The 13,243-nt window shown below is 28.9% G+C and carries 9 protein-coding genes; all 9 read left to right on the top strand.

All coding sequences use genetic code 11. The annotated features are described in order from the left end of the window. Positions 1 to 1,668, top strand: a 1,668-nt coding sequence (gene uvrB, locus HUJ77_RS03480; protein ID WP_291707184.1) for an excinuclease ABC subunit UvrB, incomplete at its 5' end; no start/stop codon positions are given. A gap of 279 nt (positions 1,669 to 1,947) precedes the next feature. Further along, complete coding sequence (locus tag HUJ77_RS03475; RefSeq protein ID WP_291707197.1) at positions 1,948 to 2,847, top strand: radical SAM protein; 900 nt, start codon at positions 1,948 to 1,950, stop codon at positions 2,845 to 2,847. Between the two features lie 221 nt (positions 2,848 to 3,068). Next, positions 3,069 to 3,554 (top strand): sigma-70 family RNA polymerase sigma factor, encoded by a 486-nt coding sequence (locus HUJ77_RS03470; RefSeq protein WP_291707183.1) that lies wholly within the window; start codon positions 3,069 to 3,071, stop codon positions 3,552 to 3,554. Between the two features lie 2 nt (positions 3,555 to 3,556). After that, positions 3,557 to 4,795: a DUF4179 domain-containing protein gene (locus tag HUJ77_RS03465; protein ID WP_291707182.1), complete on the top strand. Its 1,239-nt coding sequence runs from the start codon at positions 3,557 to 3,559 to the stop codon at positions 4,793 to 4,795. A 155-nt stretch (positions 4,796 to 4,950) separates the two neighbouring features. Further along, complete coding sequence (uvrA, locus tag HUJ77_RS03460; protein WP_291707181.1) at positions 4,951 to 7,776, top strand: excinuclease ABC subunit UvrA; 2,826 nt, start codon at positions 4,951 to 4,953, stop codon at positions 7,774 to 7,776. 76 nt (positions 7,777 to 7,852) lie between these two features. Beyond that, positions 7,853 to 8,305, top strand: a complete 453-nt coding sequence (locus tag HUJ77_RS03455; RefSeq protein WP_291707180.1) for an FHA domain-containing protein — start codon at positions 7,853 to 7,855, stop codon at positions 8,303 to 8,305. 10 nt (positions 8,306 to 8,315) lie between these two features. Continuing rightward, positions 8,316 to 9,551, top strand: coding sequence for an FtsW/RodA/SpoVE family cell cycle protein (locus HUJ77_RS03450; protein WP_291707179.1), 1,236 nt, complete (start codon positions 8,316 to 8,318; stop codon positions 9,549 to 9,551). Between the two features lie 128 nt (positions 9,552 to 9,679). Next, entirely contained in the window at positions 9,680 to 11,629 is a 1,950-nt protein-coding gene (locus tag HUJ77_RS03445) for a methyl-accepting chemotaxis protein (protein ID WP_291707178.1), read from the top strand. A 99-nt stretch (positions 11,630 to 11,728) separates the two neighbouring features. Then, positions 11,729 to 13,195, top strand: a complete 1,467-nt coding sequence (locus HUJ77_RS03440) for a penicillin-binding protein 2 (RefSeq protein WP_291707177.1) — start codon at positions 11,729 to 11,731, stop codon at positions 13,193 to 13,195. Positions 13,196 to 13,243: the final 48 nt, after the last annotated feature.

The raw sequence follows: 13,243 nt of genomic DNA, 5'->3' as shown, positions 1-13,243 counted from the left end.
CAAACAGATACCTTCATAGAAAAAGATGCATCAATAAATGATGAAATAGATAAATTAAGACACTCTGCAACTTCTGCACTATTAGAAAGAAGAGATGTTATAATAGTTGCATCAGTTTCATGTATTTATGGACTAGGTAATCCAGAGGAGTATAGAAAATTAACTATCTCATTAAGAACTGGAATGATAAAGGAGAGGGATGAAATAATTAGAAAGCTTATAGAAATTCAATATGAAAGAAATGATATTGATTTTGCTAGAGGTAGCTTTAGGGTAAGAGGAGATTCCTTAGATATAATACCAGCATCATCATCTAATAAAGGAATAAGAGTTGAATTCTTTGGTGATGAGATAGATAGAATAAGAGAGTTTGATGTATTAACTGGAAATATTTTAGGTGAAAGAAATCACGTTTCAATTTCACCAGCATCTCACTTTGCTACATCCCATGAGGTTTTAGAAAGAGCTATAAGTCAAATTGAAGGTGAACTTGAAGATAGACTTAAAGAACTTAACAGCCAGGAAAAATTATTAGAAGCTCAAAGACTAAGACAAAGAACAAATTTTGATATAGAAATGATTAGAGAAATGGGATACTGTAGTGGTATAGAAAATTACTCAAGAATCTTAGATGGAAGAGCAGCAGGAACACCACCACAAACCTTATTAGACTATTTTCCAGATGACTTCTTAATGTTTATAGATGAAAGCCATGTTACATTACCACAATGTAGAGCTATGTATGCTGGTGATAGATCCAGAAAGAATACATTAGTTGATTATGGTTTTAGGCTACCTTGTGCTTATGATAATAGACCATTAAAGTTTGAAGAATTTGAGAAAAAAATAAATCAAGTAGTATTTGTTAGTGCTACACCTGCACAATATGAGTTAGATCATTCAACCAACATAGCAGAGCAGGTTATAAGACCTACAGGATTATTAGATCCAGTTATAGAAATAAGACCAGTAAAGGGTCAAATAGATGATTTATATGGAGAAATTCAAAAGACTATTGAAAAAGGATTTAGAATTCTTATAACTACTTTAACTAAGAGAATGGCAGAGGACTTAACTAAGTATTTAAAGGATCTAGGTGTAAAGACTGCATATATGCATTCAGATATAGAAACTATAGAAAGAATGAAAATTATAAGAGAGTTAAGACTTGGAGAACATGATGTATTAGTAGGTATCAATTTACTTAGAGAAGGATTAGATATTCCAGAAGTAGCTTTAGTTGCAATTTTAGATGCTGATAAGGAAGGCTTCCTACGTTCAGAAACATCATTAGTTCAAACTATAGGTAGAGCAGCGAGAAATTCTGAAAGTAAAGTAATAATGTATGCAGATAATATTACTAAATCTATGGATAAAGCTATTAAGGAAACTGAAAGAAGAAGAAAAATTCAAATTGAATACAATGAGAAAAATGGAATTGTTCCTCAAACTATAATTAAAGAAGTTAGAGATGTAATAGAAGCAACTAAGATAGCTGAAGATAAGATTGAATATGCTGTTGAAAATAGCAAAGATATTTCAGAAAAGGATAAGAAGAAATTAATTAAGAAATATACTGAAGAAATGATGGATGCAGCTAAGAACTTACAATTTGAAAGAGCAGCAGAGTTGCGTGATATAATTAATGATTTAAAGGGGAAAAAGTAAATATAACCTTAACTGTAGGGAGAGAGATATAATATTATAGTTACATGAAACTTTATCATGGAACAAGGAATATTATATCTCTCTCTTTTTTTATTGTTACATAGAAGAATATATGGAATAATATAACTAATAATAAAAGTTAAAGAGGATTATTTCATTATAGAAAAGTCAGATTTAATTAATGTTTAAGGAGATGGGGTTATAAGTATAAGGGAAGAAGAAAATATTTATTATATTAATAATTATTGTCAATAGTTTTTGGAATATCTGGAGTGATGAATAGTGGAAATATTAGAAGGTTGCAATTTATGCCCAAGAAATTGTGGAGCTAATAGATTAAGTGGTGAAAGAAGCTTTTGTGGAGCAGGAGATAAAATAAGGGTAGCTAGGGCTGCCCTTCATTATTGGGAAGAACCATGTATATCAGGAGAAATAGGTTCGGGAACAGTTTTCTTTTCTTATTGCACTTTAAAATGTGTTTTTTGCCAAAATTATAATATAAGTCAATGTCAGTGGGGAAAGGAAATAACCATAGATAGATTATCAGAAATATTTATTGAACTTCAAGAGAAGGGAGCCTTAAATATAAATTTAGTTACCCCAACTCATTATGTTCCTCAAATAATAGAAGCTATAAAGATTGCTAGGGAGAATGGGTTAAAACTTCCTATTATTTATAATAGCAGTGGATATGAGAAAGTAGAAACAATAGGATTGCTTAAAGGATATATAGATGTATACTTACCAGATATGAAGTATTTTGATACTAAATATTCAAGTAAGTATTCAAAAGCTAAGGATTATTTTGATTATGCTAAAGCTGCAATTAATGAAATGGTAAACCAAGTTGGTGAAGTTAAGTTTGATGAAAGTGGAATTGTTCAGAAGGGGGTAATAATAAGGCATCTTATGTTGCCAGGTCTTCTATTTGATTCTAAAAAGATAATAGATTATATACATAATACATATGGAGATAAAGTTTATATTAGTATTATGAATCAATATACTCCATTAGAGCATGTAAAAGATTATCCAGAAATAAATAAACCTTTAAATCAAAAGCACTATGAGGCGCTTATTGATTACGCTTTAAATATAGGAGTTAAAAATGGATTTATACAAGAGGAAGGAACTGATAGTGAAAGTTTTATACCATTGTTTGATTTTGAAGGCGTATAGTGTGCTAACGCACAATGTAAAATGAATAATGAAGAATAAAAAATTAATGTAAAAACTCCGTATGGAGTTTTTTTATTGATATGTTTTTGTAATTTGGAACAAATTACTTCAATAATTCTACATTCTAAATTTTGCATTTTTAATTTATTTTGTTTAAACAAAATAGTCTTTTTATTCGTCTATATAGTAGATAGTAAATTATGCTTTTGATTGGAGGGAAAATGGTGTTTAAAAGGGGTAGGGATAAGGTCATTGAGGAATATCTTAATAAAAATAAGGAAAAACTATTTAAGATAGCATATATGTATCTGAAAAATAAGGATGATGCAATGGATGTAATACATGAAAGCATTTTAAAGGCCTATAGGAATATTGACTCCTTAAAGGAATTAGAGAATATTGATAAGTGGTTTATAAGGATTCTTGTTAATACTGCAATAGATTATATTAGAAAGAGTTCTAAAACACTGTTAGTAGAAGATAAGGATATGGAATTACTAATTAATAAATCAAAGAAAGAAGAAGATGGATTTAATTTATTAATTGAAAATTTAGATGAAGAGCTTAGATTAATAATAGTATTAAAATATTTTCATGGTTATAAAATAAGAGAAATATCAGAAATATTAAATATAAAGGAATCCCAAGTAAAAAATAAGATTCATAAAGCCTTAAATTTACTAAGAAAAGAAATTGAGGAGGAATAGTTATGAAGAATATATTTGAAAAAGAAAAAATAGCATATAAGAATATAGAGATTCCTGAGGAATTAGAATTTATAGTTATTAAATCTATAAAAGAGGGTAATAAGAAAAATAATAAAACTGGGTTAATAGGAAAAGTACTAGTAGCATCTTTTATAACTATTTTTATGGCTTTAAATTTATTTCCTAGATTTTCGGTAGTTGCTCAAAACTTACCTATAATAGGAAAGTTAGCTGAACTTTTAACTGTAGATAAAGGTTTTGAAAATGCAGTAGAAGAAGATTTAGTTCAAGACATAGGATATGAAGAAGAGATAAATGGAATAAAGCTAAGGATAGGTAAGGTAGTTGGTGATTATAAAGCTATGTGGATAGAATATGAATTACCAGAGGATACTAGAGCAAGTATAGAATTAAAGGATATTAATGAAAATAATGAGATAGAAGCTAGTTCCAGTCATAGTACTAATGCTTTTGGAAAAGAAGGAAATTACATTGAAATTAAATTTAATAGATTTGAAGAAGAATTTCTATTGATTTTTAATATTTATAATAAAGATAAAACAGAAGAATTAGCTGTTTTTAAGGTTCCAGTAAAATTAAATGAAAAATTTAATACATCCTTAAGAAATATTACTATTAATAATAATATAATAAAGACAGAGATTGGAGATATTGAAATAAAGAATATAGCTACTTCTAATACAAGAACAATTATGAGTTTTATATTAAATAGTGATAAATATAATTTTGTTGGATTTGATAATCCAGTATTAATAGATGATAGTGGTAATGAGTACAATATTTCATCATCATATAGTATTTTTGATAGTAGTGGTAATAATAGTATAGAATTTCAAGGGGAGCTTAAAGTTGGAAGTATCCTATTTAAAGCTGATGGAGTTTTTTATGATAAGAAGGATGACAAAAAGATAATAGTAGATTTAAATAATAGACTTGTAAAAGCTAATGAATTTAATACTACTTTTGAAAGCTATGAAAATAATATTTTACAGTTAAAAACTAGAAATGTTGAAGGTATAGAATTTAAAAATGAAGATAAACAATATGTAGTAGCTGGTAAATCTGCACACACTCAAGAATTAAGTGATGGTACAAGTAAAGTGATAGAAATAATTACTAACTTAGAAATACTTGAAGGAGATGAAGGTACTATTGAGCTAGAAATAGAGTCTATAGCTAAAGATAAAACTATTGGGTTTGAGGTTAAAATTAAGGACTAAATATAGTAAGAGTGCAATAAATCAAATGTAGGTTTATTACACTCTTATTTTGCAAATACTTTAATATATAATTGACAATAAATATAATAAAAACTAGAATAGAATAAAGAACGCTTGTTCGAGCGAATGTAAATATAAGGAGAAAGGCAAATAATATGAAGGATAAAATAATAATAAAAGGTGCTAAGGTACATAATTTAAAAAATGTATCTTTAGAAATACCTAGAGATAAATTAGTAGTATTTACAGGGTTATCAGGATCAGGAAAATCTTCATTAGCATTTGACACTTTATATGCTGAAGGACAAAGGAGATATGTTGAATCTCTTTCATCCTATGCAAGACAATTTTTAGGACAAATGGATAAGCCAGATGTAGAAAATATTGAAGGATTATCACCAGCTATATCTATAGATCAAAAGACAACTAGTAAGAATCCACGTTCAACTGTTGGAACTATTACTGAAATATATGATTATTTAAGACTATTATACGCAAGAGTAGGAAAGCCTTACTGTCCAAAATGTAAGATTCCAATAGAACAACAATCTGTTGATCAAATTGTGGATAATGTAATGGAACTTGGGGATAGAACTAAGATTCAAGTTTTAGCTCCAGTTATTAGAGGAAAAAAAGGAACTCATGAAAAAGTCTTAGAAAATATAAAAAGAGGTGGATTTGTTAGAGCTAGAATAGATGGCTCAATTTACGATCTTACAGAAGAAGAAGTAAATCTTGAAAAGAATATAAAGCACAATATTGAAGCTGTTGTAGACAGAATAATAATTAAAGAAGGTGTAGAAGGTAGACTATCGGATTCTATTGAAACTGCACTTAAGCTTGCAGAAGGCTTAGTATTAATTAATATTATAGATGGCGAAGATATATTATTTAGTGAAAAGTTTGCATGTCCAGAGTGTGGATTAAGTATAGATGAACTTGCACCTAGATTATTTTCTTTTAACTCTCCATTTGGTAAATGTGATTGCTGTGATGGGTTAGGAACTTTAATGGAGATAGATGAAAATCTAGTTATACCAAATAAGGAGTTAAGCATATTAGAAGGAGCTATAGCTACTTGGGGAGAAGGAAGATTAAAGGAGGATTCATGGACTTATGCTATTTTAAAGGCAATAAGTGAAGAATACGATATTGATTTAAGTAGGCCTGTTAAAGAGCTAAGCAAGAAAGAGTTAGATTTAATTCTTTATGGAACTAATGGAAAGAGAATGAAGGTTACTTATACTAAAGATGGTGTAAGATCCCAATACAATTATGCTTATGATGGAGAAATAAATTCTTTGAAGAGAAGATATAGAGAGACTAACTCTGATATTATAAAGAATGATATTGAGCAATATATGGGGAATAATCCTTGTCCTAAGTGTAATGGTGCAAGACTTAAAAAAGAAGCTTTAGCTGTTTTTGTAGGAGAAAAAAATATATATGAATTTACTAAATTATCTATAAAAGAAGAGTTAGATTATATTAATTCCTTAGAGTTCTCTGAGAAAGACACGATAATAAGTGATCAAATAATAAAAGAAATAAAAAATAGACTTAAATTTTTAATAGATGTAGGTCTAGATTACTTAAATCTATCTAGAAATTCTGGAACTTTATCAGGAGGAGAAGCTCAAAGAATAAGACTTGCAACTCAAATTGGTTCTGCACTTATGGGAGTATTATACATACTAGATGAACCTAGTATTGGACTTCATCAAAGAGATAATGACAAACTTATAGCAACTCTTAAGCATTTAAGAGATGTTGGTAATACTGTAATAGTGGTTGAACATGATGAAGATACTATGAAGGAAGCAGATTATATTGTAGATATTGGACCAAGAGCTGGTGAACACGGTGGTGAAATAGTAGCAACTGGTACTGTAGAAGATATCAAAAAGTGTAAGAAATCAATAACAGGGCAATACTTATTAGGAGAAAAGAAAATAGAAACTCCAAAGGAAAGAAAAAAGGGAAATGGGAACTTTATAACTGTTAAAGGTGCTAAGGAAAATAATTTAAAGAATGTTAATATAAAAATTCCACTAGGAACTTTAACAATGGTAACAGGAGTTTCAGGTTCTGGTAAAAGTACCTTAGTAAATGAAATCTTGTATAAAGGATTAAATAGATTAGTAAATAGAAGTAAGAATCCAGTAGGGGCTCATAAAGAAATTTTAGGCCACGAAAACATTGATAAAATTATAGATATAGACCAAAGCCCAATTGGAAGAACACCTAGATCAAATCCTGCAACTTACACAGGAGTATTTGATATAATTAGGGAATTATTCTCAAATACACCTGAGGCTAAGATGAGAGGGTATAAACCAGGAAGATTTAGTTTTAATGTTAAGGGCGGAAGATGTGAAGCATGTACAGGTGATGGTATTATTAAGATAGAAATGCAATTCTTATCTGATGTATATGTACCTTGTGAAGTGTGTAAAGGAAAGAGATATAATAGAGAAACTTTAGAAGTTAAATATAAAGGAAAATCTATAGACGATATACTAAATATGACAGTTGAAGAGGCCTTAACATTCTTTGAAAATATTCCAAGAATAAAAAATAAAATAGAAACTTTATATGATGTAGGGCTTGGATATATAAGACTAGGTCAACCATCAACACAATTATCAGGTGGTGAAGCTCAAAGAATAAAATTAGCTTATGAACTTTCAAAGAGAAGTACAGGGAAAACTTTATATATATTAGATGAGCCAACTACAGGACTTCATATAGATGATGTAAGCAGGCTAGTAGAGATACTTCAAAGATTAGTAGAGGCAGGAAATACTGTAGTAGTAATAGAACATAATCTAGATATGATAAAGTGTGCTGATTATATTATTGATTTAGGACCTGAAGGTGGAGATAAGGGTGGAACAATAGTTGCAACTGGAACACCTGAAAATATAATAAAAGTTGAAGAATCCTATACAGGAAAATATCTTAAAAAGATGTTAAGATAATTGAAGAATACTTGTTATTTTTATATATAACATTTAATATATAATTGTAATATAATACTAATTTTGAGGTGAAACTATGGGTTTTTCAAGGCTAATGACTATTGTTTTTGGTGTGGCTTTTATAATAGTACTTTACTTTATTATTTATTATGCACTAAAAATAATGTACAAGGACGTAAAGGGTGGCGGAAGAAGAAGAAGGCCTTCTGCTATAAAGAATTATGGAATAGAAGTACTAAGTGTAGGTGAAAACTCAAACTTAGAAGAAGGATCTATTTTATTGTTAAATGGAATAATAACCATAGGAAGAAAAGATGGTAATACAATAAGATTAACAGATCAATATGCATCTGGTAATCATGCTAAAATAGTAGTGAAAAATAGTGAAATTTTAATAGAGGACTTAAATAGTACTAATGGTGTATTTATTAATGATGAAAGAGTTACAGAATACGCTAAGTTAAGAGCTAATGATAAAATTAGGATAGGTAGTGCCACCTTTAAGGTTATAAGAGCAGAGAAAAATTAGAGGTGAAAGAATGAATCAAGCACTAAGGTTAGAAAAAAGAGTCCTTAAATTAATTTATTTATTATGTTTACTTCTATTTGCCAATCTAGCTTTATTACAAAAGCCCTTTGATACAAAGGCGATGATTATCGGAGTTGTATTGTGTTTCATCATAGGTTTAGCACATTTTATTTTAAGAAGATATTATCCAGATGGCGATAAATTTATGTTTATCTTCTCAAGTATATTAGCTGTTGTTGGGATTGCAGTTCTTTATAGAATAGATCCTGGCTTTGCATTTAGACAGTTAGTTTGGACTATACTTGGAATAATAGGATATATGACTATAGTAATAGCTTTACCAGATTTAAAAAGCTTTGCTAAGTATAAAAAGGTATATATGATTACGACCTTAGTATTTATGCCTATGGCATTAATATATGGACTAATATTTAATACAGAAACATATGGTGCTATGAACTGGGTATATATAGGACCAATAAGCTTTCAACCATCTGAGTTTGGTAAAATAGCTTTAGTTTTATACTTATCTTCAGCACTTATGAAGTATGAAGGAAAGAATTCACTAAAAGAAGACTTTAAACAATTAATTGAACCAGCACTAGTAGTAATGTTCTCATTAGCTTGTATGGTTCTTCAAACAGATCTTGGATCAACATTGATTTTCTTTGGTATATCTGTAACTATGTTATATATAGCAACTTCAAAGAAGAAATATGTTTTTACATGCTTAGGACTTTCAGCAATTGGTGCTTTAGCGGCATATGGAGTTTTTGGGCATGTTCAAAGAAGAGTTAAAATATGGCTTGATCCATGGAAGTATGCAACAGCAGAAGGATATCAAATAGTTCAAGGTTTATATGCAATATCATCAGGAGGACTTTTTGGTGTTGGCCTTGGAAATGGTTATCCAGATTTAATATTTGCTAGTGAAAGTGATTTTATATTTGCAGTTATTTCTGAGGAATTTGGTATAATATTTGCAGTTGGGCTAATGATAATTTATTTCTTATTATTTTATAGAGGTATAAGAATTGCTTTTTTAACTAAAGATAGATTTAGCCTTTTAGCAGCTGTAGGATTTAGTACTATGATAGCTTGTCAAACTTTAGTTATAGTAGGAGGTATTTTTACAGTAATACCATTGACAGGAATAACATTACCTCTTATAAGTTATGGTGGAAGTTCAATGTTAACTATGTTCTTCGCTTTGGGGATTCTACAAAAAATTTCGGAAGAATACTAAAATAATCATATAAAATATACAAAATAAGGGTTTGTTGTTATATAATAAAAGAAAAAGTAAGTTATTTACTTTTTCTTTTATTTTTTATTATTGTAAAGGGTTTATATTGAATTTAGGAGGATGGAATTTTGAGTAAAAAGGTTATTAAAAGAAAGCAGAAAGAAAAGGATATTAGAAGAATTACAATTACTCAAAAGGTACTTTTATTTATTACGGTAATTATTTTAATTACAAGTTTATCTTTAGCAACATATTCTTCATATATAACATATAAAAATGAGACCACTAGAGTAGAGGCATTTTTACAACAAACGAAAGAGTTGGGAACAAGCTTAACAGAAGAAGGAATAATGGAATTAGAGGAATTAATTACTTCAATTGAGGTAGCAATAAGTGATAGGGATAGAGCAAATAACTTTGTTTACTCTCTTGCAAAAAGTAATACTAATATTACCTCTGTTGCAGTTAAAGGTAAAAATGATGAATTTATATCATATTCAGGAACATTAAGCAAGGCTCATCTTGATAAGCTGACATTTGCAGAAGGAATAGAAGAAGGTGTGTTTTGGTCTAATACTGTAAAGACTGGTGCTAGTAATCAAATTTTAATAAAATCATCTAAAAATGGAGTTGACTCCTTTATTCAACTATCCATGGACTTTTTCCAAAAGAAAATAGAGGCAGCTAAAATTCCAGGAATAGAACTAGATTTAACAGATAGTTTTGGAATGATAATGGCAAGTAATAATGTGAATAAAATAAATACTAAAATTAATGAAGATTTTAATAAAATTATAAGCGAAGAAGATGGCAATGGAGAAGTTAATATAGGAAGAGATAAAAAAATTATTGAATATCATAAGTTTCCAAATAACTTTAGGGTAGTGGCAATATATGATAAAGGAGATTTAAATTCTGAAATAATAAAAGGTATACTATTTAATTTACTTATAACTGTTTTAATAGCTTTAGTTGTAGGAATTGGAGCATACTTTATAATTAAGAAATATCTAAGTGCTATACTAGATATAAAAAATATGAGTAAGTCTATGGGAGAAAGAGATTTTACCTATAAATCAAATGTTAAATTAAATAATGAACTAGGAGATGCATTAGTTGAATTAAATAATTCTTTTGAAATATTAAGAAATTCCTTTAAGGATAGTATCTCTCTTTCAGAAAGTTTAAATGATAAGACAATTATGATAGATGAATCAACAAATAGTATATATGAATCATCAAAACAAGTATCTTTATCAATAGAGAATATATCATCAGTTACTCAACAGCAAGCAGAGAGCATGTTTGATATCTCTAATAATATTAATGTTTTAGGAGAATCAATTACAGCAGTAGGAGAATCTATTAAAATATTAAGAGGCCTATATGGAGTTCTTAGAGATAATGCAGGGAAAAATAATGATGATATGAATAAATTATTAGAGAATAATGTTGATTTACAAGATTCTATGGAGGATTTATCAAGAGATATTTTAGATATATCTACAAGTACTAAAAAAATTAATGAATTTATAAATATAATAGATGATATTACAAACAGTATTAACTTAATATCTATTAATGCATCTATAGAAGCAGCTCATGCTGGAGAATTTGGAAAGGGCTTTGCAGTGGTAGCTAAAGAAATAAATAAGCTAGCAGAAAATTCTAAAGAAGCTACAGAGCTGATAAAAGGCACTACAAAAGATATTCATAATAAGATAAAGAAAACAGAAGGAATATTAAATGAAACTAAAAACGTATCAATAAAGGAAAGTAATAGTGTTAAGAATACAGTAAATTCCTTAAATATAATTATAGATAAAATTAATGTGATGAAGGGCGCTATAGATAGTATTGTAACTTCAAATGAAGTAGTTAATTCTAAAAAAGATGAAATATTAATAGTAGTAGAGAACAGTGCTGCTGCAATGGAGGAAGTTGCAGCATCAACTGAGGAAATAACTGCATTGAAGGAAGAAGAATTAAGTTCAATAGAGAAAATAAAAAATATGACTTCTGATCTTAGAAATTTAACAGAAAAGATGGAAGAAAATATTAGAGAATTTAAGGTATAGCTAATAATTTTAGTGTATAATATAAAAGGAGTATTGAGGATAAAATCAATACTCCTTTTATATTAATTGTATGTAGCTTTTATGAGCAAGGAGGATTTTATGAACGAATTATCTAAAAATGTAAGAAATATTATGGTTATATTTCTTTTTTGTTTTATAGCCTTGATATCATATATAGCCTATTTCCAAGTTTTTAAGGGTCCAGATATTGCAAGTGATTCAGGAAATAAAAGACTTTGGGCAAAGAGGAATGAAGTTTTAAGAGGAACAATTTATGATAGAAATGGAGAACCATTAACTAATAGTATAAGAATAGATAAGTTTAATCAAAGTAGAGAGTATATAAATGGAGATTTATATGTTCATGCCTTAGGATACATAGATGAAAGATTTGGAATTACGGGGTTAGAAGATGAGTTTGATAGTGAATTATCTAAATATAATGGATTTTCTAATGGAATAAGAAATTTTATTAAGAATTTTAATTTAAAAAGTGCCTTAGAAAATAGAGATGAAGAAAAAGTTGGTAATGGAATTATAACAACTTTAGATTATAATATACAAAAGGCTGCTTATGATGCAATGGGAGATTTAAAGGGAGCAGTTGTGGCTATAAATCCTAAGACAGGAGAAATACTAGCAATGGTTTCTAAGCCTACATATGATCCCAATAATTTAGAGCAAGTTATAGAAGACGCCAATTCTGGTGTAGATGAAGAAAGTAGGTTATTAAATAGAGCAATAGATGGTAGATATCCACCGGGTTCTGTATTTAAGACAGTAACTTTAGCAGCAGCTTTAGAAAATAACCCAGATGTGGTTAATGAGACTTTTCATGATACTGGGAAAATAGTTTTTCCAGATGGAACATCATTAAGTAATTATATGAATCAAGCTCATGGAGATTTAAGTTTACAAATGGCATATAGAGTTTCAAGTAACTTTGTTTTTGGTACTTTAGCTATGGACATGGGAAATGCTAAACTTAGAGAAGTAGCAGAAAGATTTGGATTTAACGCAAGAATTAATGGCGTGGGACTTTCTATACCACAAAGTAGTTTTCCTACTTTAAATCAAGAAGAAATGGGTAATATAGCACAAAGTGGGATAGGTCAAGGTAGTGTAATATCTACACCTATACAAATGGCTATAGTTGCTAGTACTGTTGCAAATGATGGAGTTTTGATGCAACCTAAATTAGTAAATAAAATAGTTGATAAAGACGGAAATACTGTAAAAGAAATATCCAACAAAGCTTTAAAGGAAGATGTAATATCATCTGATGTTGCAAGTACTATAAAAGAATATATGGGATATTTAGTTTCAAATAATATTTATAGATGGCCATCTTTTGAAGGTACTAATGCTGGTGGGAAAACGGGTACAGCAGATTATATGCAAGCGGACGGATCTGAAGGAATACCTCATGGATGGTTTATATCAGTAGCTCCATTAGATAATCCGGAAATTGCAGTAGCTGTAATAGTTGAAGAAGGGGAAAATGGAGCAGGTTCAGCTGCTAATATAGCTTCAAAAGTAGTAAGAACTGCTGTATTAGGACAATAGTAAAAAAATAATATAATTTAAATAATTCCTAAAGAAATAAGGAATTAC

It is taken from the genome of Clostridium sp. (genome assembly GCF_021443865.1).
GTDB lineage: Bacteria > Bacillota > Clostridia > Clostridiales > Clostridiaceae > Clostridium.
This window is presented reverse-complemented; position numbering and strand designations above follow the sequence as displayed.

Excerpts from the sequence above, each read along its gene's own strand:
- HUJ77_RS03470 (WP_291707183.1), top strand. The coding sequence starts at position 3,069 with ATGGTGTTTAAAAGGGGTAGGGATAAGGTCATTGAGGAATATCTTAAT.
- HUJ77_RS03465 (WP_291707182.1), top strand. The coding sequence starts at position 3,557 with ATGAAGAATATATTTGAAAAAGAAAAAATAGCATATAAGAATATAGAG.
- uvrA (WP_291707181.1), top strand. The coding sequence starts at position 4,951 with ATGAAGGATAAAATAATAATAAAAGGTGCTAAGGTACATAATTTAAAA.
- HUJ77_RS03455 (WP_291707180.1), top strand. The coding sequence starts at position 7,853 with ATGGGTTTTTCAAGGCTAATGACTATTGTTTTTGGTGTGGCTTTTATA.
- HUJ77_RS03450 (WP_291707179.1), top strand. The coding sequence starts at position 8,316 with ATGAATCAAGCACTAAGGTTAGAAAAAAGAGTCCTTAAATTAATTTAT.
- HUJ77_RS03440 (WP_291707177.1), top strand. The coding sequence starts at position 11,729 with ATGAACGAATTATCTAAAAATGTAAGAAATATTATGGTTATATTTCTT.